General features: G+C 40.0%; 17 protein-coding genes. 13 read left to right on the top strand and 4 right to left on the bottom strand.

All coding sequences use genetic code 11. The features are described from left to right. The first annotated feature begins 156 nt into the window (after positions 1-156). Complete coding sequence (gene mnmH, locus WKK05_RS27925; protein ID WP_341526281.1) at positions 157-1,224, top strand: tRNA 2-selenouridine(34) synthase MnmH; 1,068 nt, start codon at positions 157-159, stop codon at positions 1,222-1,224. Between the two features lie 138 nt (positions 1,225-1,362). Here mnmH and WKK05_RS27920 read toward each other — a convergent pair whose 3' ends face one another. Then, a complete protein-coding gene (locus WKK05_RS27920; protein ID WP_341526280.1) occupies positions 1,363-2,205 on the bottom strand; it encodes a prohibitin family protein in 843 nt (280 codons plus the stop codon). A gap of 165 nt (positions 2,206-2,370) precedes the next feature. Between WKK05_RS27920 and nfi the strand changes: the two genes are divergently transcribed. The 10 genes from nfi to WKK05_RS27870 all read left to right on the top strand — a co-directional run bounded on the left by nfi (position 2,371) and on the right by WKK05_RS27870 (position 14,429). Continuing rightward, a complete protein-coding gene (nfi, locus tag WKK05_RS27915) occupies positions 2,371-3,036 on the top strand; it encodes a deoxyribonuclease V (protein ID WP_341526279.1) in 666 nt (221 codons plus the stop codon). A 286-nt stretch (positions 3,037-3,322) separates the two neighbouring features. Beyond that, complete coding sequence (locus WKK05_RS27910; protein ID WP_341526278.1) at positions 3,323-3,925, top strand: FHA domain-containing protein; 603 nt, start codon at positions 3,323-3,325, stop codon at positions 3,923-3,925. A 103-nt stretch (positions 3,926-4,028) separates the two neighbouring features. Beyond that, on the top strand, positions 4,029-5,984 hold the full coding sequence (locus WKK05_RS27905; RefSeq protein WP_341526277.1) for an FHA domain-containing protein: 1,956 nt from the start codon (positions 4,029-4,031) through the stop codon (positions 5,982-5,984). A 46-nt stretch (positions 5,985-6,030) separates the two neighbouring features. Beyond that, positions 6,031-6,918 carry a type II CAAX endopeptidase family protein gene (locus WKK05_RS27900; protein ID WP_341526275.1) on the top strand — a complete coding sequence of 296 codons (888 nt, stop codon included), beginning with the start codon at positions 6,031-6,033 and terminating at the stop codon, positions 6,916-6,918. 90 nt (positions 6,919-7,008) lie between these two features. Further along, positions 7,009-7,734: a GDSL-type esterase/lipase family protein gene (locus WKK05_RS27895; protein ID WP_341526274.1), complete on the top strand. Its 726-nt coding sequence runs from the start codon at positions 7,009-7,011 to the stop codon at positions 7,732-7,734. 331 nt (positions 7,735-8,065) lie between these two features. After that, on the top strand, positions 8,066-8,500 hold the full coding sequence (locus WKK05_RS27890) for a hypothetical protein (protein ID WP_341526273.1): 435 nt from the start codon (positions 8,066-8,068) through the stop codon (positions 8,498-8,500). 582 nt (positions 8,501-9,082) lie between these two features. After that, positions 9,083-10,372: a cation:proton antiporter gene (locus WKK05_RS27885; protein WP_341526272.1), complete on the top strand. Its 1,290-nt coding sequence runs from the start codon at positions 9,083-9,085 to the stop codon at positions 10,370-10,372. A gap of 347 nt (positions 10,373-10,719) precedes the next feature. Beyond that, positions 10,720-12,927, top strand: a complete 2,208-nt coding sequence (locus tag WKK05_RS27880; protein ID WP_341526271.1) for a cation:proton antiporter — start codon at positions 10,720-10,722, stop codon at positions 12,925-12,927. 4 nt (positions 12,928-12,931) lie between these two features. Next, positions 12,932-13,441 (top strand): hypothetical protein, encoded by a 510-nt coding sequence (locus WKK05_RS27875; protein WP_341526270.1) that lies wholly within the window; start codon positions 12,932-12,934, stop codon positions 13,439-13,441. A gap of 100 nt (positions 13,442-13,541) precedes the next feature. Beyond that, complete coding sequence (locus tag WKK05_RS27870) at positions 13,542-14,429, top strand: AMIN domain-containing protein (RefSeq protein WP_341526269.1); 888 nt, start codon at positions 13,542-13,544, stop codon at positions 14,427-14,429. A 428-nt stretch (positions 14,430-14,857) separates the two neighbouring features. Here WKK05_RS27870 and WKK05_RS27865 read toward each other — a convergent pair whose 3' ends face one another. Then, positions 14,858-15,397, bottom strand: a complete 540-nt coding sequence (locus WKK05_RS27865) for a DUF3172 domain-containing protein (protein WP_341526268.1) — start codon at positions 15,395-15,397, stop codon at positions 14,858-14,860. Between the two features lie 524 nt (positions 15,398-15,921). On the opposite strand from WKK05_RS27865, the gene WKK05_RS27860 reads away from it, so the two are divergent. Beyond that, positions 15,922-16,749, top strand: a complete 828-nt coding sequence (locus WKK05_RS27860; protein WP_341526267.1) for an ABC transporter permease — start codon at positions 15,922-15,924, stop codon at positions 16,747-16,749. 141 nt (positions 16,750-16,890) lie between these two features. Further along, positions 16,891-17,355 (top strand): GNAT family N-acetyltransferase, encoded by a 465-nt coding sequence (locus tag WKK05_RS27855; protein ID WP_341526266.1) that lies wholly within the window; start codon positions 16,891-16,893, stop codon positions 17,353-17,355. A gap of 72 nt (positions 17,356-17,427) precedes the next feature. Here the strand turns inward: WKK05_RS27855 and WKK05_RS27850 are convergent, their stop codons facing one another. Both WKK05_RS27850 and WKK05_RS27845 read right to left on the bottom strand, forming a co-directional pair. Beyond that, on the bottom strand, positions 17,428-17,904 hold the full coding sequence (locus WKK05_RS27850; RefSeq protein ID WP_341526265.1) for an NAD(P)H-quinone oxidoreductase subunit N: 477 nt from the start codon (positions 17,902-17,904) through the stop codon (positions 17,428-17,430). A gap of 210 nt (positions 17,905-18,114) precedes the next feature. Beyond that, positions 18,115-22,755 (bottom strand): tetratricopeptide repeat protein, encoded by a 4,641-nt coding sequence (locus WKK05_RS27845; RefSeq protein ID WP_341526264.1) that lies wholly within the window; start codon positions 22,753-22,755, stop codon positions 18,115-18,117. Between the last annotated feature and the right edge of the window lie 618 nt (positions 22,756-23,373).

Raw genomic sequence — 23,373 nt, 5'->3', positions numbered from 1 at the left:
CAGGATTCCCCGTTTATGCGTACAAGCAACATTTTTATAAATTTTTAGACAAAATTTTCAGTTTCTAAGTATATTTACTTAAATTAATCAGATTACATAATTTCACAACCAAAGCCATGACAGTGACAGAATTAAAAAAGCTAGTAATTAATCGTCATGCCGCCTTCACCGACATTTAGCTACGAACCTTGGGCAGAAACTTATAGTGAAATAATAGATGTGCGATCGCCTAGTGAATTTGCAGAAGATCATATCCCTGGTGCGATCAATTTACCAGTTCTCAATGATGCTGAACGTGGTGAAGTAGGAACTATTTATAAACAAGTTTCGCCCTTTACTGCACGGAAACTTGGCGCTGCTTTAGTATCAAAAAATATTTCCCAGCATTTAAGTCAGCACTTTACTAGCAAAGAAAAAGACTACCATCCCCTACTGTACTGCTGGCGCGGTGGACAGCGTTCTAATAGTATAGCTTTGGTGCTGTCGCAGATTGGCTGGCGCGTTACCGTACTCGAAGGAGGTTACAAAACCTATCGCGCTTATGTGCGTCAGCAATTAGAACATTTGCCAGCACAATTCACATACAAAATATTGTGTGGTTTAACTGGTAGCGGTAAAACTTATATTTTAGATAAGTTACGTCAGTATGGCACTCAAGTTTTAGATTTAGAAGGTTTAGCTAATCATCGTGGTTCCTTGTTGGGTGAAGAATGGCAAGGAAAACTTTCGCAGCAACCCTCGCAAAAATATTTTGAAACACTTCTATTGCAACATTTACAAAACTATAATACTCATCAGCCAATCTGGTTAGAATCAGAAAGTAAAAAAATCGGGCAAGTATATTTGCCCGATATCTTGTGGGAGAACATGAAACAAGGTAGTTGTGTAGAAATTCGACTACCTGTAGCTACTAGAGTTAAGTTTCTCTTACAGGAATATCCACATCTGGTTACTCATCCTGATATTTTAAAAGATAAGCTGGAGAAACTTAAATCTCGATGTGGTTCAGCAAAATTAAGTGAGTGGTATCAGTTGATTGATGCAGGCGACTGGGAAATATTTGTGCAAGATATCTTACAGTTTTACTACGATCCAACCTATACCCAGTCAATAAAGCGTCTTTTTAGTAAACCTGAGCTAGTGCTATCTATACCAGATTTATCTGATGATAGTATTGATACCTTGTTAGATTCTTTGTTGCCGAACTATGTGGTAGTAAAATAAGGAAGAATAAAAATTTTTATCACGCAGAGGCGCAGAGACACAGAGAATAAGAGTTTGAGGATTTATTTTTTGACCTTCATACTTAAATTCAGTAATGCTTATATTCGTTCCTTATTAAAACTTGTAAATAAGAGAAAATTACTGTTTATTATCTTTGGTGGCTAAACTATCGGGATTAATATTAATTAATGGTAGCGAACTATTACCACCAATCACCATCGGAAAACGTCCGTCCCATTTTTCTATCGCTTGCTTTTGCAACAACTCTGCTGTTAAAGTTTGCCGTTGTAATCTTTGCGCTTCAGCTTGCCCTTTTGCACGGTTAACTTCTGCTTGAGCTTCCTGAGTTGCTTTTTGAGCAATAAATCCTGCTTGCTTCGCCTCTTGTTCAGCGATTTGTTTAGATTCAATCGCCCGGCTAAACTCTGGAGAAAAGGCAAAATTTACTAGAGAAACATCATCTACTACTACACCATAAGCAGCTAAACGGTTTTTCAAATTTGCATCAATTTCTTCTTTGAGTTCTGTCCTTCTAGTTATAATTTCTTCTGCTGTCTTTTTAGCAGTTGCTGCTTTAAGAACTTCAGATACAGCTGGAGTGATTATTCCCGTAATGATTTGTTGCTGATCGCCAACTTGCTGAAAAACTTTATTGACTCGTGCCGGATCAACGTGCCAATTTACAGCAAGTTCTGTTGTAACTTTCTGGAGGTCTTTAGAAGCAGCATCAGATTGAAAAGTGTTTTGCTGCACGCGTACACTCAGCCTTCTGACTGATGTTACAATTGGCATAATCGGATGAATACCTTCATCTAAGACTTGATCCTGAACTTTGCCAAATTTCATGAGAACGCCTCTTTCGCCTGCATTAACAATACTAAAAGGGCGAAAAATAATTGCCACAATTAATAAAACTAGTCCTCCAGTTAAGTAAAACCAAATTGGAACTTCAGAGTTAGGGTTTCTATTGATGTTACGCATATCTTTTTAGCAAAGTAAAGTAAAAAATTTTTCGCTAATAATTGAATTCGCAATAGTTTTACTTTCCTAAAACGCTGCAAAAACTTTAAAATTAAGAATAGTGGTAAATACACCGTTATCAAGAAAGGTTTCGGAAAAAATATTTTATAATTCCTAATTTTGAATATGAAGATTTATCAACCTCATACTTGGCCTCGAACAGTAGAGGAAGCTATAGTCATCCAAGAAAAGTTGCGATCGCAGGTAATTACAGAGGATCAACTCGAAGAACCCGTCCAGTACGTAGCTGGTGTGGATATGGGTTTTGAAGCCGATGGTACAATTAGCCGTGCAGCAGTGGCTGTACTGAGTTTTCCTGATTTACAAGTCATCGAAACAAATCTCGCTTACCGTCCTACTTCGTTTCCCTACATTCCTGGTTTTTTGTCATTTCGAGAAATACCAGCGGTAATCGACGCATTAGAAAAGATTAAAACAACACCAAATATCATTCTGTGTGATGGCCAAGGTATTGCTCATCCTCGAAGATTAGGTATAGCCAGCCATTTAGGTATTATTGTAGATATACCGACGATTGGTGTAGCAAAATCATTGTTGATTGGCAAGCATGAAGAATTACCAGAAACTAAAGGCAGCTTGCAACCTCTGATACATAAAGGTGAAACGATTGGAGCAGTTTTAAGAACACGTACAGGAGTCAAACCTGTGTATGTATCCAGCGGTCATAGAATCAGCTTAAACACAGCAATTAACTACGTATTGCACTGTACTCCTAAATATCGGTTGCCAGAAACCACACGCATTGCTGATAAATTAGCGTCTGCAAGATAAAGCATCCAGAAGTCAGGAGTCAGGAGTTTTTCTGACTTAGGAGTTCAACAGGTAACTAAATAAAAGAGTTTAATAAAAAGTGTAAGACGGGGACTGATTGTATTCTGTATTCTGGCTCCTGAACGCCAGTTTGCTCAATGCAGGGAACCTCCGCACGCAACTGGCTTATCTGTATTCTTCTTCAATGAAGTTTTTTCTAAATACTTGCTTGCGCCTAGTAATTCGTGTTAGGAATCGCACAGGAAGGAGTTGAAGTAACTAAATACGAGTTACCCAAGTTAGAACAATGAACGCACTAACTTTACAGTGGCACGATGCAGGTCAAGATAAAACTCAGAATATTTACGAACAACAGCCAAGTAAAAATCCTGGCACCGTCCGCATTGGTCGCGATCCACTACGGTGCGATATTGTTCTGAGTAATCCTACCGTATCTGGTCTGCATACTGAAATATTTTTTCATGCCCAGCAGCAACGCTTCTATATCAGAAATTTGCGATCGCAAAATCCCCCCCTTGTAAATGGACAGCAACTAGTCCAGGGTGAAAGACCTTTAACTGAAGGTACTGTAATTTATTTAGGACAACTGAAACTTCAAGTCACTAGTGTTTCAGTTAACAGTATTCCAGCCACAATTTTGTCACCACCGCAACAACCAGTAGCAAATACTTATTCCACCAAGCCCCCAGAATATCAGCAGCAGCGAGTGCAACCAGTACATCATCACCATCATCACCAAGCGCACATAGCACCGCCCCCAGGAGTTTATGGTCTAGAATGCCCCAGATGTCATAAAGTTTCCCCAGTTGAGAACCTGAATACTGGTTGTCCCTGGTGTGGCACATCTTTGGCTGCGGCTGTCAGTGTTTTAGTAGCACCTAGTAATTAAGAAGACGGGCAGAAGGGGAGATGAGGGGGATGAGGAAGCAGAGGAATAATTAACTTAATTAATGCCCAATGTCTAATGACAAATGACCAATGACCAATGACCAATGACTAACTTACAAATTCAATTGAGTTGGGAAGATCCAGCGACGGGGGAACGGCGAGAACCAAAGTTGAATGTGCCTATAGCCTTTGGTCGAGAATTCCCTCGTTTACCTGTTGAACACGAAGGACAGCGCGTTTCTAGGATGCTGCTCAACAGTAATGAAGTTTCTCGCTACCATGCGCTGATAGATTGGGAGCAAAATCAACTGGTGGTGACTGACCAAGGCAGCGTTAACGGTATATTTGTCAACGGTCAACAACAAACGCGCAGTATTCTGGCTAATGGTGATACTTTGCAAATTGGCCCGTACATGATGACGGTGACGTTTGCTACTAGCGCAACTGCATCAATCACAAGTCCCCCTTCTACGATTCAATTCAACCCAAACACCAATCTCCCAGACCCCAGGTTGACACCCGACCAGTCTGTGACGCCCTTGAGGAGTAATTTTCCACCTTCAGCATTCCAGGCGCAAACAGTGGTTGTGCAAGCGCTTCATGCTACAGGCTTGCCTGTTGATGAATCTGATTATCTCGCGATCGGGGCAGGATTAGGTAGCTTTATCTGGGTTGATTTGCTGCGAATTAGTGGTGTTAGTGCTGATAAGATTCTGGCTTTGGGATTAGAAGCAGAACCTTATGCTCGTTACAAGCGGCTATGTCTGAATTCACAAATTCCTTTATATGAAAGACTGCGCTCTAATTCTGACTCTTGTCCAGATAATATTTGGGGCTGGCCTAGTTATGCTCTGCGGGAATCTTGGGTTGATTTCACCCAAGGGAAGTTGAAGTCAGCATTTGGGTATTTGTGGCAAGTGTTTTCTGAACCAACATTTGCCGAAACTTATACACCCCGTGCGGGTAATGTCTTTAATTCTATAGACCGAGAAGCAAAGCGCATTGGCTGGAATCAAATTTATCGCTATGGACGAGTTAGGGGAATTCGCAAAACAGATGATGGCAGATATTGCGTAGCCTATTCTCGTGGTTCTGGAAATCATGCTTTTATAGTTAGTCGTTATTTACATTTAGCAACAGGCTACCCAGCAATTCAGTTTCTTCCAGATTTACAAGCTTATAGAGAAAGATATCAAGATTTTAAATCGGTCGTTAATGCTTATGAAGCACACGATCATGTTTATGAACAGCTAGAACGACAAGGTGGTACGGTTTTGATTCGGGGGCGGGGGATTGTCGCTTCGCGGATTTTTCAGCGCATTTATGAAGCTAGAAAACGCAATCAGAATATTACAGTTTTGCATTTGATGCGATCGCCTAAACCCCAAGGTAACAAATTCCAAAAAGCCCAGCGTCAAGTCAAAAATCATTACGAATTCCAACCCTTTAACTGGCCCAAAGCCTGTTGGGGCGGAGAACTCCGTGTCATGCTAGAAAAAGCTACTCCTGATGAACGCAAGCGCTTACTAGCAGACTGGGGCGGTACTACCACTGCTGACCGCCACGACTGGCAAGACATTACTGAGCAAGGGTTACGTGAAGGTTGGTATCAAATTACCTTCGGTGAGGTGCTAGGCGTAGAACGGGATGCCAAAAACTTCACTATTACCCATATCCGAGAAAAAGGCTTTGGGGAAATGAAACTAGCCGCTGACTTTATTATTGACGCTACCGGACTAGATGCCAAAGTCGAAACCAATCCTCTACTGGATGATTTGGTAAAACATTACAACCTGCCGATAAATCACTTGGGACGGTTGGTTGTGGCGAATAATTTTGAGCTGGTAGAAATGCGTAGTGGTAAAGGTCAGATGTATGCAGCTGGGGCAATTACCCTTGGTGGCCCTTATGCAGCAGTTGATAGTTTTCTTGGTTTACAGTACGCCGCATTAGTCGCTGTTGATGGACTCGCCGCCGCCCGTGCGCCTGGAGTCCATTATCTAAATACTGTAAGTTCCTTAAGGCAATGGTGGAAGTGGGCGTTGAATCAGTCACCTTAGTTAGGTGAAAGTAAAGAAATTATAGGCGATCGCCTACTATCCATTTATGACAACTCAAAATTTCGATAATCCATTCCGCAGGCTCAAAGTTCGTAATTTGATTTTGCGGTGTTTTCTACTAATATTTGGTCTCAGCTTTGCATTAGGTTTTGTGCAAGGTTTTAGTAGTTTTAAATTAAACAATCAAGTTGCTCCCTTAATACTATACATTTTTATCTTTGGGTTACTTTGTCTCTGGGAACTGGCAGACTTCAAACGCTTAGGAATCAATCTGAAGTATGTGGTGGGGAGTGTACCAAATAACCACAGATGCTTACCTTTAGTAGGCTTAGTCATGCTAGTCATCCTGTTTTCACTCAGTGCCTACTTAGTATCATTTTATTTGTTGTCATTGGTCGCGCCTGCCTTTGTAGAGGGAATCATCCGTCAGGTTGCTACAAATCCATCTCCTAAAGGTTCAGAACCACTGGTATATCAACTATTAGGAGGGATGGTTTATGTGGTAATTGGCCCAATTGCAGAGGAATTTATCTTTCGAGGGATTATTTTGCAGAGTTGGGCTGCTAAGTGGGGAGTTCGAAGTGCGTTGGTTGTTTCATCACTTTTATTTGGAATTCTGCACGCAAATATTTTGGGATTGTCCCTGTTTGGGTTAATCATGGGGGTGTTATACATCAAAACCCGAACGCTAATAGTACCCATCGCTTGCCATGCATTAAATAACTTAACCGCAGTCACAATGGGGCTTCTATCCAACGACTCGAACACTACCTCAGTTGCGGAGAGTTTAGAACAATTACGTTCTAGCTGGGGGCTAGGTGTCTTATTGATGCTAATCTCACTGCCTTTGCTAGTTCGCTTTCTCTTCCAGAATTGGCCTCGCCAGGATGCGGCAGTTCCTTACACAATCAACGCTTATCAAGGAGAAAGATAAAGTTTAAAGGATGAAGCAAAAGTAAGATACTCTGTAATGGTGTAGAAATGTATAGAATCTTGTAAAGATATAAAATATAGTCTTTTTAAGATGCAAACCTTCGAGCTTCCTTCCTCAATGCAGCTGTCTGTACCACCAAACCAATGTCAGCCTTTGAAGATTATCGCACTGGGGGATAGCTTAGTCTATGGATACGGCGATCCCGAAAGAGGAGGTTGGGTAGAACAACTCCGGCGATGGTGGATGTTACCAGATAGTGCTGGTCATGTTCTTTATAACTTAGGCGTCAGAGGCGATCGCACACAACAAGTAGCTCAAAGGCTAGAAGTTGAATTTCGCCATCGGGGTGAACTGCGAAATCGCGTCCCTGACTTAATTATTCTCTCAGTAGGTGTCAATGATTCAGCGCGGTTGGCTCGTCCTAATGGTCGAAGTTATACAGATTTTGCAGCATTTGAATCAGAAATTGCTTCTCTGTTAGATTTAGCACAGCAACTGTGTCCCGTGTTATTTGTAGGGATGGTGCCAGTGGATGAAGCCAAAATGCCATTTCTCGATTGCTTTTACTACAATCATGCCGATCAATGCCGCTACAAAGAAGCTACTCAAATTGCTTGCAGCAAACGGCAAATTCCCTATTTAGATATTTTTGAGCAATGGATGGCACGTGGTGAAACTTGGCGACTCAAGCGCCTCAGTGAAGATGGTCTCCACCCCAACACATTAGGCTATCAAGCCTTATTAGAGGATGTACTAAATTGGGAACCATTAGCAGCTTATCATTCTATATATGATTGCCACTTAAGATCATCTTAGCAACATAATTAAGTAATAGCGACATAACAAAACTGAAGATACTTTATGGTTCGTCGCTTGCGTTGTTTTCGAAGACAGCACAAACTCCCAACTTTGTTTTCTTCATGCCTAGCTACTTATCTACCTAATTAATAATTTAGGATTGCTGTATAGAAAGAAGATACCCAACTTATTTATTTGAGATGTCGGGTATCTACGGTTTTCAATGCTCATAAATAAAATAAAATTACTATATGATGATTTTGTTCTCCTTAATCATCCAAACATAATAAAATTAATCGAAAAACATCTCATCTTTCTTTCTGTTATTTAGCGAGTATTTAGGACTCTTATGACCCCAACTTTATTTGGTCGCTGGCAAACACGATTATTATTGCTTTCAACTGTGGGTGTATTAGTATCATTGCCCTTTGCAGTCGGCTTAATTGGCCCTAGTGCAAATTCAGTTTATTTTTGGATTATTAGTTATGTTGCAATATTTGGCTTAGGTTGGGATGTTCTCTACAACTATCTTCAAAAATCACGCTGGGATAGGGATTGGCCCGCAGCTTATCAACTCCTAGCTGGTATTTGGGAATTAATATTTATTTTTTGTGGGATAAAAATTTTTGGTTTTTTACCAATACCTTTGCCTAAAGAAGAACTACCACCAGAAGTATTTCTGTTACATTATAGTGTCGTCTGGTTAGCAGTTTTTATTGGTTCCCAAAGCTTGATGCGAATTATCTTTCCCCGTTGGCGTTTCCGAGGTGGAGAGTGGTTGTAAAATCTTAAATACTCTCGGCTTTCTGCTGACTGGGTGGTATAACAACACTCTTCTTTTTACAAAAAACTGTGGATTTAATAATTTAAAAATAAAAATTATGTATTTTTATTTTCTATAGAGATTGACATAGGCAACAAAATATATATTGCGTTTATGCAGATAGATTTGCGAATTTTGACACATCTGCATTGGCTGACTGAAAAAACTTGGTGTCTCTGTGCCTTAGTGGTAAAAAATCTTCAACCACTAAGACGCTAAGACACAAAAATAGAAAGGGTTTTTATTTGTAATCGTCTACCCAGCTCATGACGAGTATTCAACAAGATGATTTATAAAAAACATTTTCTTACATTAACTAGTAAGTAACATCAATAGTCTGTTTCCGAAATTGGCAATGGTGCTGATGTATTAGTCATGCATGAGAAAAAGCAGAGCAAGGGTTGAAGTTTTAAAGAACTCTAATGCAGAGACACAAATTTGTGCATCTCTACATTTTATTTATTCTCTTTGCTCTGTTTTGTTCTGTTCACTTAAGATTGGTATATTTAACTACTTCATCTCTTTTTTGTCCAAGGAAGTCAAATGTCAAATTTTGATTTGGTTATTAGGCTATTTCTGCAACTCACAGTGATTTTAGCCACTTGTCGCATTGTTACAATCTTTGGACGACGCTATCTTGGCCAAACTGATGTTGTCTGCGAAATGATTGCAGGCGTCATGCTAGGCCCATCACTATTAGGCTTACTTGCACCCGAATTACAACAATGGCTGTTTCCTAAACTTCCTATCTTGACTGCGATAGGAACAAAGATCCCGAATCCTTCCATGTCGATTCTTTATGCCATCAGCCAAATTGGGTTGGCAATTTATATGTTTTTGATTGGGCTGGAGTTCGATACCAAACTCTTAAAACACCACATTAAAAGTGCAGGATTGCTATCTGCTGCCGGAATTATTACTCCATTTATCTTAGGAGCGATCGCTTCTTTTTTACTTTATAACAATGGCGATTTTTTTAAAGCTAACGTAACGCCTTGGGCTGCTGCTTTGTACATGGGTGCATCAATGACGATTACGGCTTTTCCTATGTTAGCTCGGATTATTTACGAGCGCGGTCTTGCGAAAACACGCTTCGGTACTTTAGCACTAGGTGCAGCATCAGTTGATGATGCAGTTGCTTGGTGTTTACTAGCAGTTGTGCTTGCCAGTGTCAAAAATTCTATGGGCATAGCTGTCTTAGCAATTGGTGGTGGTATTGTTTACGTAGTATTTGCGATTTTCTTAGGGCAACCTTTACTTAGCATCTTCACGCGGATGACAAAACGCGATGCAGGTGTAAGTCGGCAAACCCTGACTTTATTATTGGTAGTTTTGATGTTCTGCGCTTGGTTTACTGATGCCACAGGTATCTATGCAATATTTGGTGCATTTGTACTTGGTGCAGCGATGCCACGTGGAGAATTTTCTCAACAAATTCGCCAACACACCGAGTTTTTTACTACTTCATTCTTACTACCGATTTTCTTTGTTTTCTCTGGACTCAATACTCAAATTGGATTGGTAAACACACCTTTTTTGTGGGGAGTCACAATATTAATCGTGGCGATCGCTGTTTTAGGTAAAGGCGTTGCTTGCTTCTTTGCAGCAAGGATTGGAGGCGAGAATTGGCGTAATTCAGCGATAATTGGTTCATTGATGAATGCTCGTGGTTTGATGGAGTTAATCATCCTTAATGTTGGGCTGGAGCAAGGTATCATCACTCCAACTTTATTTACTATCATGGTTATTATGGCAATTATTACTACACTTATGGCATCGCCATTAATTACTTTCTTTTTACAGGGCAAAAACTATGAAAAATCTTCTGTTTAACTAAAGTGCAATAATAAATTGAGTACCAATTACTTGATATTAAATATTTAATAATTGGGCAGTGAATATAGGTATTTATTAGGCTACTAGTAGCGATTAAGCGTTACTAGTAGCTAGTTTTTAAGACTGAATACTTGTTGGTAGCTATATTGTAAATTGATGAGTAAATATACTGTTAATTATTAAAGAAGTTAAAATTTATTTTCTCTAGCTGCAATTGTGTAGTAATAAAAATAGGCATTACCAATAAGTAGAAATGAAGTTGAAGTATATCTAACAAGGTTGACATTTTCGACTAGTTTAAAGAATCATCTTAGGTAAACCGAATAGTTGCTTTTGAGGAAATCATGCATACAGTTATTCTCGTTCTGCTTGAGGTGCTGATTGTTATTGGACTGTCACGACTGGTGGGATTAGCATTCAAGTCAATTAAGCAACCACTTGTAATTGGTGAGATTGTCGCCGGGATTATGCTCGGCCCATCTTTATTGGGTTTGGTTGCTCCCCATCTAGCAGTTACCTTATTTCCACCAGAAACTATTCCTTTTTTAAATGTCTTGTCTCAAGTGGGACTGATATTTTTCATGTTTCTGATTGGATTAGAACTAAATCCTAAATACTTAAGCGGTCAATTAGAAGTAGCAGTTTTAACTTCTCATGTAAGTATTTTGGTTCCGTTTTCTTTAGGAACATTGCTAGCGGTACTACTTTATCCCCTGGTTTCTAATGCAAATGTATCGTTTACTGCCTTCGCTCTATTTTTAGGGGCGGCAATGTCAATTACTGCCTTTCCAGTATTAGCGCGAATTATTACTGAGAACAATTTACAAGGCACGCGCTTAGGGACTTTGGCGTTAACTTGTGCAGCGGTAGATGATGTGACAGCTTGGTGCTTATTAGCAGTAGCGATCGCAGTAGCTCGTACTGGTAATATGGCTGGTGCATTCCCCACAATTATTGCAAGTGTGATCTACATCGGCTTCATGTTGACGGTGGGACGTTGGTTTCTTAAACGCCTTGCTGCCCACTACCGTCGTGCTGGACGTTTGAGCCAATTGCTTCTAGCCGGGATTTATATGGCAGTAGTTGCCTCTGCACTGATCACCGAACTAATTGGCATTCACCTGATTTTTGGGGCATTTTTACTGGGAGCAGCAATGCCCAAGGATGCAGACTTAGTAAGGGAAGTCGCAGTAAAAACTGAAGATTTTGTACTGATATTTTTGCTGCCAGTGTTTTTCGCCTACAGTGGTTTGCGGACGGAAATTGGTTTGCTTAACCGTCCTGAATTATGGATATTATGTGTATTGGTTTTAGCGGTGGCGATCGCAGGCAAGTATATTGGTACTTACATAGCAGCTCGTGTCAGTGGTATTAATAAACGGGAAGCATCGGCGCTTGGTTGGTTGATGAATACTCGTGGTTTGACCGAGTTGATAGTGCTAAATATAGGTTTGGAGTTAGGAGTAATTTCTCCATTGTTATTTACCATGCTGGTAATTATGGCCTTGGTAACTACGTTTATGACCTCGCCGCTGCTGGAATGGACGTATCCGAAAAGGCTGATCAGGCTGGATGTCATGGAACCAGACTCGCAAGCAGAAACAGATATAGATACTGCTGGCGGCGAATCTTCCACTCGTCCATATCGAATTTTAGTACCAGTAGCTAATCCCAGTACCCAAAAAGGTTTGTTACAGTTGGCAGTAGCCTTGGCGCAGCCTGCGGCAGGCACTGCTCTCAACTCTCAAAACCCAGCCGTTGTTCATCCCCTGAGCTTGATTGAGTTTCAAGAAGATTACGCTTTTGAAAATACCCCAGTTGAGGCAGATCGATTAATTGCACAGCGCCGCCAGCAGTTAGAAGAATTAATTAATACTCTTGAACCACCAGAAACACGCTCTCATGTGCATCCTTTAGTTGGCATATCGAGTAATGTCGCAAGAGAAACGGCACAGATTGCTGCACTCGAACAAGCAGATTTAATTTTAGTAGGATGGCATCGCCCGGCTTTTAGTAGCAATCGTTTAGGCGGACGAGTTGGTCAAATTCTCATCACCGCGCGTGTGGATGTGGCAGTATTTATAGACCGGGGAGGCGAGCGATTAGAAAGCTTGTTAGTGCCTTATTCTGCAAATACCCATGATGATTTAGCGCTGATACTTGCTCTGAGACTGCTAATTAACCGAGAAACTTCTAGGTTGCAGATTTTACAGGTAGTAGCAAATCATCTCAAGGATGAATTGAGTTACGAACTACGGACAATGATGGAGCAATTGCCGACTAGTGTACGCGATCGCATAGATATCACAATTGTTGAAGCCCAAGATCCTATCCAAGCCGTAGTCGAAGCATCAAAAGCTGTAGACCTGACTATTGCTGGTACTAGCCGTACTTGGGGTATCGAGCGTCAAACCTTGGGACGTTACACAGACCAATTAGCCATCCAGTGTCGCTCCTCTCTACTAATTACCCGCCGCTACAGCCAACTTACCCCTCACCTTACCTCTGTACTATCTGAGGTTGGTAATCAAGAATCAACAGTTGGGAATTGAGACTATGAATCATTTCAACTTTAAATCTTTAGCCTTTTATGGAGTAGCAATAGGTATAGTAGTGCTGTTGTTTAAAACCGTAACCGCTTACGGGGAAAAGAATCTCCAAGCTTCTCCCGTAATTAATGGACGCTATCGTCTAATGCTGGCTGAAAATTTGCCTAATTGTCAAAAATCAGACCCCCTGATATTAAACATTCAGCAATCAGGTATTTATTTTAATGCCTCTTTATTACCAGCAACAACTAACGCAGATACTGACGAAAAGCACTCTCTAACAGGACTTTTGACAAATCAACAGTTGAGTTTAGCTGGAAAAGTTCAGCGCTCCATCCTTTGTAATAGCCCTCGTTCCCAAGATAATCAAATAAAGTCAGTAACAATTCAAATGCAACTGTTGGATAAAAACAGTATCAAAGGTCAACTAGCTGTAAGTGATATCTCGCAAAATTGGACATTTACTGCTATACCAGAACAAACTAAAGAAAAATCTCAGAAGCAAAATAGTCATTAAGTAGAAATCAGGAGACAGCAGGCAGAAAGCAGAAGGGAAAAGGCACTTTCTGAGAGAGTTTCAATTGTTGGCATTTTACGTTGTACAAGGAATTCAAATAATGCAACAGGGACTAAGAACTAGGGAATTTTTTCAATGCTGTAAACAGCTGTTTAGCGTCAGCTTGTTTGGCTTGTACGCCGTAATTGCCATTGAAACTGGTAGCAGTGCTGCCGCACCTGTAGCGAAGCTAAATAATTGGCGGTTTTATCCAGAGAAACTGCGACTGGAAATTAACCTCTCAGCAGGAACAACCCCCCGCTATTTCTACCTTGCCCAACCCCCTCGTATCGTTGTAGATTTGCCGGATACTAAATTAGGCTCTGTTGCCACTCAACAAAATTATTCTGGAGCAATCCAAAAAATTCGCGTTTCTCAACTCAGCCCCAGTGTCACACGCATTGTTTTAGATTTAGCAGCAAATACTTCTTTCAATCCAAAGCAACTGCAACTGCAACCCTTTTCCCCAAAGAACCCCACTCGCTGGGTATTACGTCCTGTTAGCCGTAGTTCCAGTACTGCTGTGCAACCAAAAAAATCACCGGCTTCTTCCAACAAACCGCCTCAAACAACTTCTAAATACCAGCCACCTAGTAACCTACCTCAAACACAATACAACTACTCACAGCCGCCTAATAACCAACCCCTGACTAGTACGAACCTAGAGCAGACTTCATTCATGGTTTTGCCTCCATCTAGCAACCTACTGCCAACAAATACTAACTCTCAGCAACCTTTTGTCACTGTACCTCCCTTGACTCCTAACAACCCTTCTCAACCACCTAGTTCTATTCTTCCTCCTCCTAGTTTCTCAAATCAACCCAGTAACTTGAATAATCTTCCCCCTCTCAAGTCAGAGTTTCCAACTCCAACAAATCCCAACTATCCACCCAATGTTCCGAAAATTGAGGTGATTGAGTTTGGTCAACCTTTACCCAAAAACAGGTAATAGGGACTAGAGGAGCAACTAATAACCCAGGAGTTATGCACTCTCGACGTAAAATCAAGGTTTGAGATTGCTTGTCTGCGACACCAAGCCGAACACTTCCTTATCGTTACGTAAAGCTCTTCTCTTGACGGAGACTAAGGCGTAGCTTTGCGACTCAGCTATGCCGTTCGCCCTTAGCGTCTCCGTTAGGAGAAGGCTTTACGCTACGCTAACAGCAGTCCACAACGTTCCTCCGTTGCTACCGCTGAGGCTAACGGCGGCAAAGCCCTTACGGGTGACGCTCCTTCGTCGCTAACGCTTCGCTATCGCTAACGCTGCGCTAACAGCAGTCCCTCTATTTGGAGAGACCTCAACCGGGCTGCTGAACTGCACGTGTAGCTGCACTCACCACCCACAAGACTGGCTCCCTAATGCTCAAAGCCCCATACTTAGAATCTATCTGTTTCCTGTGGCGTTGTAACTGCTCCTGGTTGAGAGGTAAAGAAGTTTTGAGCAGCTTCATTCTGATATATACACCTAATATCAGGTTTATCACTCTCTAAATTACCAGTAAAGCCAAAGGTATTTAGGCGATTCTTGCAATCTCTTACCTGGTCAGATGTCACCAGCTTACGGTTCTCTAAAAGCGCCCAGTTATTTTGTCGAATCACACATCCAGGACGCATACTCGGCTGGGCAACGTAGACATTGAAAGGGTTGAGAGTGACAAACAGTCTAGCGTCCATCACCATAGCGCTAGCTCCATACTGCACACAAATTTCAGGGTTCGGTGCTTTTGTGTCAATGAATTCACGAGAAGCCACATTTGAGGGGGTCAGTGTAGTTGTAGAACTAAAGGCAATGCCAATCCCAATTCCTAAAATCAATACCCCTCCCAAAATTGCAATGGTGGTGAAGTTAAACAGAGGGGATTGAAAAGCAGAGGGTTTAGAAGTAGTAGCTGATCTACCAGTGGGTTTACGTCTCATTTTTGCTTAATCACCTTCACGCCGATTGGCAGGGAGTTGTCTAAACTGTTCTCCCTCTTTCAGTATGCCTAGTCTTGACTGTAATTGCCTGTAACTTTCTGTGCAATATTCTTGTTTAATCAAGAAAATAGCAGACGGGCTTAATGTCATAACATAATTTAAACCTTGTAGGTTATTGTTTTCATCTATAAAAATTGCTGAGTATTCTTATCTATTTGCTTATTAGTAACTTTCAATTACTTAATTACAGTTTTCCCTTACTTGATTTCCAAATTACAATTAAATTTGTTTTGTAATAACTTTTAGCTATACATTATAGCATATTTTTACTTTTTTCAAAAAAATAGATATTAATTCAGCAGAAGATTAGAAACACGATGCCATCCGAATGCACAACTGATCTAATTTTAACGTTGTTTAAATTTGAATTTATCAGTATTGGATTTTTTGATTACCCCTAGTTATTGCTGTATCAAAAAATGTAAATTAATAGTAGTAAAATTTTTATACTTAACTGGAAGCAAGTGACATTTCAAAGAGCGCTACTCTCAAGTAAGAAGTTCAAAACTTCGCAATTTCAACTCCTTTTAGCTGATAGTTTGACTATTTTTTGGGGAGATTGGCTTGATTTACGGGTAAGAATAGTACAAGTTGCTGCATCAGGCTTAATATCTCCCCTGATATACATTTTAGCTTTTGGTTTGGGTCTGGGTAGTTCAATCAAACCCGGCTCAGGCATCAGTGGGAACTATGACAACTATTTGGAATTTATTTTGCCGGGGATGGTAGCGCTGTCGTCGATGACGATTAGCTTTGGTGGAACCACATTTTCGATTTGCGGAGACAGAATATTTACTAAAACGTTTGAGGAATTACTGCTAGTTCCCATACATCCCTTAGCGTTGCATATCGGAAAAATGTTAGCGGGGATAGTGCGGGGGTTGATGACTTCTGGTTCTGTGATTTTGGTAGCGGTGGTGTTGACTGGGAACTGGAATTTTCTCAATCCGTTATTTCTGCTGTTGCTAGTGCTGAATTGTGCTGTATTTGCTGGTTTGGGGGTAATTGTTGGGTTGAGTGTGCGATCGCTCGAATCAGTGGGACTCTACAACAACTTTATAATTATCCCTATGTCTTTTTTAGGAGCCACTTTCTTCGACCCTAGTACATTACCAGTTGCTCTAAAAGTTGTAGTTTACCTGTTGCCCTTAACCTATGCCAGCATCGGACTGCGTGCCGCTGCTCATTTGCCATTGTCGCAATTTCCTTGGTATAGCGTGCCGATTTTGTTGGGAATTGCGATCGCTCTTTCTCTATGGGGTAGTTATAAATTTGCTCACCAACAGGATTAACTCAGCAGGCATCTTGCCATTTAATGCTGGAAACAAAGTTTTTCTAAGTTTATCTCCGTGCTGTGTCAACAAAACGCTAATCTGACTAGTTAAGTGGACACAAATCCAGCAATGAGCTAATCTTCTGTTCTTCAAGAACTTATGCTAATCCGCTCCGCCACGCCAGCTGATGTACTCGCAGTTTTACCGATGGTTGCTAAGATTTGTGCTTTGCACGAGTCTTGGGATTCTGCCAAGTATGGTTTTATGCCGCATCCAGAACAGCGTTATGAAAAATGGTTAACGCGGCTGGCCAACAACGAACAGAGCGTATTTCTAGTAGCTGAAGAGGAAGGGCAACTAGTAGCATTTATAGTTGCAACAGTAGAGCAAGAAATACCAATTTATCGTTTACAAGAATTTGCTTTTATCCATGATCTGTGGGTTGAGCCAGAACACCGCCAAAAAGGTATTGCACGACAGATAGTGATGCTGAGTGTTGAACGCTTTCATCAAATGGGAGTCAAGCAAATTCGGTTAGATACAGCAGCAGTCAACGAGAGCGCACGGCGGTTATTTGCATCCTGTGGTTTTCGTTTTAGCACTATCGAAATGCTAAGAGAGTGAGAAGTTAGAAGCTGGAAATTTAAAACTTCTAACTCCTCACTCTTAACTTCTAACTCCTAACTTTTCTAGATATTAGCTAGCTAAGAGAGTTTTTTCTAGAGATGTCCAACGGAAGTAGCGATCGCCACCCCTTTCGATGACTACTTTCACCCGTGGTTCCAAGGTGGGCAAAGTTACTAAAAACTCAAGTTCCTGATTGGAAAGAATATGCCCTTCAATAATCCACAACACCAGCCCTTTTGACTTTGGTGGTAGCTGTTCTAGATGCGAATTGACTAGTGGTGGCAAATAGTATCTATAACCTACTGCCGCACCACTACCACTACTTTTTTTACCAAGATGAGGAGGTCTGACTCCATGAACTTTTGTGAGATAGGCAGCCACGTCGCCTAATCCCCTAGCAGTAATGTGGAGGGTGGTATAGCCAGCCGCACGCAGTCGGCGTTGATAACGACCTTCATAACCCCCTTCCAGAGGTACGTACACGCCAAGAGCGCCAAATTTTTCCAAATCGCGAATCAAACCGTTGCCAGTGGTAATTAGTGCCATAGATTTTCGTCTTATCCCACTTAGATATCTCTATTATTTACCGTGAACGGCTAGATTCGGTTCAACAATTAACTTATGAAATAGATTTGGAGAATTGGGTATTGAACATTGGGAGTTAGGAGTCAAGAGTCAAGAATTATATTTGTCCTTGTTCCCTTGTCCTCCTTGTTCTCCTTATCCCCCTCATCCCCCTCATCCCCCTCATCCCCTTCACTCCACCTCACCAATCAAAGTGAATGCAGCCCAGTTTCTGGGATTGGGATGTTGTTTCATCGTTTTAAGCATGGCGTTTCGCAATGCTGTAGCTTTATCTTGCTTATTCAGGATATTTTGATAAAAATCAGTCATCAACGAGGCTGTGGGTGCATCCGGTATCGCCCATAAGGACACAATCACGCTAGGAACGCCAGCAGAGATTAAGGAGCGAGATAGCCCTACAACGCCATCACCTGTAATCCTTCCACGCCCAGTATCACAAGCACTCAATACAACTAATTCAGCAGTGAATTTGATATCTAGGATTTCTTCAGCCGTCAGCAAACCATTACCTAGCTTTTTTAGACTAGAGTCTGGAGCCAGAGCGAGCCTTCCTTCGGAAGGAGCAAAAGCTAACGCACTTCCCAACCCGCGGATATCATCTAATATTCCATGTGTTGCTAGGTGAATAATCCGCGCTTTGGGAAGCATTTGTGTAATTGCAGACTTTGTTGCTTGATTTCCTGTAAGGGCTTTGGTACTAAAAAGAAGTGCGATCGCTTTTGCTTCTGTTTCAGCACCCGGTAATGGCGGTAATTGTACAGGCGTTGTCCCCAGTTTTAGCGGTACACTGGGCATTGTCGGATTTCCAACAATTAGAGAACTTACATCTGATGTCGGTGCGAGGCGTTGTCGTTGCTGACGTGTCAGTTGTAAAACCTGAATTGACGGTGCAGTTAAAATAGTGTGCTTTTCAATTAGATATTTACCTGCTTTATCTTGCAAAGCTGGGAAGGGAACCAGATTCAAAGATTGTTGCGGAATGAATACGACTCTTTCACTTTCTGACTTGGGTAATAAATCAGCGATCGGTTGAATTAATATTTCATGCAGTTTCTGTAACCTTTCTTGGCTGCTAATTTTTGGTTTTGCATCAGCTACAGGTGTTGAAAAAATAGCACCTCTTACATCAATAGACTCACGAGTGCTAGCAACAAAATCTTCCAAAGATTTTGGGCAAACCTGTTGTTGACACTGCCACAATGGTTTGAGGTCAACTTGCCGAAATACAACTTCTCCTGTAGGCTTGATTACCCAAATAAATAGTTGAGATTCTTGATTATTACCCTGAATTTTGACATTATCTTTAATAATCGAATATTCGACTAAAGTAGCATTGTGAGACTTAGCCACTTGTTTGATTTGCTGAATATTCAAGGGAGCAGTTATGGACGGATTTCTCTCTGCACCCGATAATTTTGAGGCTATTAACTCTGCAAAAGCACGAGCGCGTCCACGTTCAGAAATCTCTAAAGCCGCTTCCTGTTTCTTTTGCGCAATGTAGACTTGCTGTAGTACTTTGTATCTACTAGCTTGTCCCTCAAATAACGAGACTTTAAAGTTATCTTCTGTGCCTAATTTTCCTCGAACAGATTCGCTAATTGAGATGGCATTAATTAAATATTTTTCTGCTTCGACTAGATTTCCAGATAAAAAATAAGTATTTCCCAAATTAGTCATAACTATAGTTTCATCACTCTCGCCTTTAGCTTGAGAAATTTTTAAGGCTTGCTGTAAATAATTAAGTGCTTGAGTATATTTTTTCTGGCTAGCGTATACAGTTCCAATATTATTCAAAGCAGTATATTCATTTTTATCACCAATATATTGATGAATAGCTATAGATTGTTGATAAAATTTTAGGGCTTGTTCTGAATTATCTAAATTATCATAAACAAAACCTAAGTTATTTAGAGTTTGGGCTTCTTGAGAGCGATCACCTATATTGTTAGCAATTTTCAAAGCTTGCATATAAGTATTTCGTGCTTGCTCATACTGATTTTTTTGGCGGTAAATTGACCCAATATTGTTTAGAGAAACCGCTTCGCCACTTCTATCACCAATAAATTTTTGAATATCTAAAGTTTGGTTATAAAATTTTAATGCTTCATCATACTCTCCCAAACTTTCATAGATCCGGCCAAAATTATTTAAATTCGTTGCTTCTAGAGAACGGTTTCCCAGTGACTTAGCAATATTTAAGGCTTTTTGGTGATTTTCTAAAGCTGCTAAATACTCACCTTGGCTATTGTAAATTACTCCAATATTATTCAAAGAAAATCCTTCACCATTCTTATCTCCTATTTGTTTGTTCATTGCTAAAACTTGTTGATGTAACTCTAATGCTTCGCGATATTTACCTTGTTTTTGATAGACTGAGGCAATATTATTAAGAACCAGTATTTCATCAGTTTTATTTTCTAAAGATTGAGCCATTGGTAAAGATTTTTGGTAATACTCCAAGGCTTTGTCATACTTACTCAAATTATCATAAACTGCACCTAGATTAACTAAGGTGTTTATTTCACCTTCTTTATCGCTAATTTCTTGTGAAATCTGTAAAGCCTGCTGAAGGATTTTTATTGCTTGTGTATATTGGCTCAACGGAATATAAGTAGAGCCAATATTATTTAAACTTAGCGCTTCTCCAGAGCGATCACTAATTACTCTGCTAATTTCTAATGATTGTTGATATAATTTGAGCGCTTGCTGAAACTTACTCTGAAAGTTATAAGTATGTGCAATATTATTTAACGTAGTGGCTTCCCCTTTCTGGTTACCAATTTTTTGAGAAATTACTAATGCTTGTTCAAACAAGTCTAAAGCTTTTGGATATTGATTTAGTTTAGTATAAACTAATCCAATATTGTTTAAAATTGTCGCTATACCTTCTTGATTATCATTCTTTTTATCTATCTCTAAAGCTTGCATATATAACTTTAAAGCCTGAGAATATTTTCCTGTTTTTTCATAGACAAGACCAAGATTATTAATCGTTCTACTATCAGTTTTTCCTAATTCTTTTTGAATTTTCAGTGCTTGATTTAATAAGTCAGTTGCTTTAATATAACTACCCAAATCTGTGTACAGCGTCCCCATATTATTCAAAACTCCATCAATATATTCTTTGGTATTTAGACTTTGAAATATTGATAATGAACGCTCGTAATAATTTAATGCTTGGCTATATTCACTTAAATCATTATGAATTTTGCCAATCAAGAACAAAGTTAAAGCAATATTAGAAGAAGATTTAAGTTGCTGGAATTTAACTAATGCTTGCTGGTAAAACTGTAAACCTTGTGAATGTTGGTTTAACTTACTATAGTTAGTACCTATACTCATTAACGTGGATGCTTCTAGTTGAGTGAGATTAAAATCTTGAAAAATTGGTAATGCTTGCTGATAATATTTCAATGATTGAGAATATTTACCCCAATGTTGATAAACTGCTCCAATACCAGCAAGTGTAAAAGCAATACCTTGTTTCTCTTTAAGTTCTTGAAAAATTGCTAGTGCTTGCTGATAAGAATCTAATCCTTGAGGAAATTGACGCAATAAGTTATGAAGGAGTCCGATAGAGTTAAGCGTTAATGCAATATTTGCACGGTTATTTAATTGCTTATATACATCTAAAGCTTGTTGGTAAAACTGCAACGCTTGGGGATACTGATCTAAGCTTTCATATATAGAACCAATTTTTTTGAGTATATTTGCCTCTGCTGGACGTTTATGGAGTTTTCTAACAATAGAAAAAGCTTGCTGATAATATTTTAATGCTTCAGTATATTGACTTTGAGTTTCATACATTGAAGCGATCGCAAACAGAACATTCGCTTCTTGATTTTGTTCTTTTTTTTCTTTAAAAATTCCCAATGCTTGCTGCAAAGGTTCCATTGCTTGGGAATACTGCTGCATTTTATTATGTACTGTTGCTATACTAACGAGAGTTTCTGCCTCTGCAATTCGTATACCAATTTGTTTGTAAATAGGTAACGCTTGCTGATAAAATTTCAAAGCTTCAGAATACTTGCTTTGCTGCTCATAAACTATCGCTGTAATTCTTAAAGCGTTTGCTTCTCCAAGACGATTTTTCGCTTCTCTATAAATAGTTAAAGCTGACTGAGTTAATTCCAAAGTGCGCGGATATTCTTTCAAATTTAGATTCACTAACCCAATTAACGCTAAGGTTTCTGCTTCTCCCAACCTGTCACGCACCTCGCGCCGTACTACCAACGCTTGTTGCAAAATTTCCAAAGCTTTAGGAAGTTGGTTGAGTCTCCTATAGACAGCACCCAGGTAAGTTAGAGTTTCCCCTTCCCCAGTACGGTTTTTGAATTCCTTGTGAATAGCCAGTGCTTCCTGTAAGGTTTTTAATGCTTGCTCATTTTGGTCTTGATTTGAATAAGTCACACCAAGTTTTGTGAGAGTTTCCCCCTCCCCAACGCGGTCTTTTAATTCTCGACGAATTGTCAAAGCCTGCTGCAAAACTTGCAATGCTTGCGCTTTTTCACCAAAATCTAGGTAAACTTCCCCAAGATTAGTGAGAGTTGCGGCTTCTCCTGCTTTGTTATTAAAGTTTCTATAAATACTTAATGCTTGTTGCAAATACTGTAAAGCAGCTTGAAAATCACTTGTTTTATACTTATCAATACCTTGCTGTCTAAGCTTATCTGCTTCTGACTGTCCAGTCTGGGCGTTTTCAGCTAGCGCAGGAGATGTAATTAATGAAACTTGGAATTTCAGATTTAAAGGCGTAGAAGCGATCGCAACTAAAAGCGTAAGACAAGTACAACCAATCTGTGATAAACGCATATTTGTATAGAAAATAGCTATTCCATTAGATATACCTCTGAAGTTTGCCCAGTTATGCAGAATATTGATGTGATACTGCCTTTAAGGCCGCAAAATTAAACAGTTGTATTCAGATGGGTGTGCGATCGCCTAACCTAATGTAAACCGCATTGATTCTGGGTTTCCCGCCTCTACTTGAATGAGCAAAAGAGTTTTTCAACTTTATAGACAAAAATAAATAAATGATATATATTATTAGATTGTGACCAAACATAGAAATTAGACTGCCATCTTATTGCTATTCTTTAGCTGGTTCAAGCATCAAAAATTGATGACTAAATTCCTAACAGGATTGACCATCTCAGATTGGTAAATAACTGGTACACTAGATAAGCCTAACGGTTAACTATGAAGGTTGTGGCTAAAAATCCCAACCAGAAATTAGGTCAAAGCTACATTCACTCCTGTAGCCACCGGAAAAGCAAGCAAAACCTTAATCCGTTGTTTAAGGTTTTTGGTGAAGTAGAAACTGAGCAGTAATGTTGGTTTCATTGCTTTGCATCAGTCTCAGTTAATGGATACTGAGTGGAAGACAACCGCTTAAGTCCTACTACAACTAGGAAGTGCCAGAGCAATTGC

The sequence above is a fragment of the Nostoc sp. UHCC 0302 genome (assembly GCF_038096175.1).
Taxonomy (GTDB): domain Bacteria; phylum Cyanobacteriota; class Cyanobacteriia; order Cyanobacteriales; family Nostocaceae; genus UHCC-0302.
The sequence above is the reverse complement of the archived record's forward strand: the minus strand, read 5'-3'. Positions and strand labels throughout refer to the sequence as shown.

Excerpts from the sequence above, each read along its gene's own strand:
- mnmH (WP_341526281.1), top strand. The coding sequence starts at position 157 with ATGCCGCCTTCACCGACATTTAGCTACGAACCTTGGGCAGAAACTTAT.
- WKK05_RS27920 (WP_341526280.1), bottom strand. The coding sequence starts at position 2,205 with ATGCGTAACATCAATAGAAACCCTAACTCTGAAGTTCCAATTTGGTTT.
- nfi (WP_341526279.1), top strand. The coding sequence starts at position 2,371 with ATGAAGATTTATCAACCTCATACTTGGCCTCGAACAGTAGAGGAAGCT.
- WKK05_RS27910 (WP_341526278.1), top strand. The coding sequence starts at position 3,323 with ATGAACGCACTAACTTTACAGTGGCACGATGCAGGTCAAGATAAAACT.
- WKK05_RS27905 (WP_341526277.1), top strand. The coding sequence starts at position 4,029 with ATGACTAACTTACAAATTCAATTGAGTTGGGAAGATCCAGCGACGGGG.
- WKK05_RS27900 (WP_341526275.1), top strand. The coding sequence starts at position 6,031 with ATGACAACTCAAAATTTCGATAATCCATTCCGCAGGCTCAAAGTTCGT.
- WKK05_RS27895 (WP_341526274.1), top strand. The coding sequence starts at position 7,009 with ATGCAAACCTTCGAGCTTCCTTCCTCAATGCAGCTGTCTGTACCACCA.
- WKK05_RS27890 (WP_341526273.1), top strand. The coding sequence starts at position 8,066 with ATGACCCCAACTTTATTTGGTCGCTGGCAAACACGATTATTATTGCTT.
- WKK05_RS27885 (WP_341526272.1), top strand. The coding sequence starts at position 9,083 with ATGTCAAATTTTGATTTGGTTATTAGGCTATTTCTGCAACTCACAGTG.
- WKK05_RS27880 (WP_341526271.1), top strand. The coding sequence starts at position 10,720 with ATGCATACAGTTATTCTCGTTCTGCTTGAGGTGCTGATTGTTATTGGA.
- WKK05_RS27875 (WP_341526270.1), top strand. The coding sequence starts at position 12,932 with ATGAATCATTTCAACTTTAAATCTTTAGCCTTTTATGGAGTAGCAATA.
- WKK05_RS27870 (WP_341526269.1), top strand. The coding sequence starts at position 13,542 with ATGCAACAGGGACTAAGAACTAGGGAATTTTTTCAATGCTGTAAACAG.
- WKK05_RS27865 (WP_341526268.1), bottom strand. The coding sequence starts at position 15,397 with ATGAGACGTAAACCCACTGGTAGATCAGCTACTACTTCTAAACCCTCT.
- WKK05_RS27855 (WP_341526266.1), top strand. The coding sequence starts at position 16,891 with ATGCTAATCCGCTCCGCCACGCCAGCTGATGTACTCGCAGTTTTACCG.
- WKK05_RS27850 (WP_341526265.1), bottom strand. The coding sequence starts at position 17,904 with ATGGCACTAATTACCACTGGCAACGGTTTGATTCGCGATTTGGAAAAA.
- WKK05_RS27845 (WP_341526264.1), bottom strand. The coding sequence starts at position 22,755 with ATGCGTTTATCACAGATTGGTTGTACTTGTCTTACGCTTTTAGTTGCG.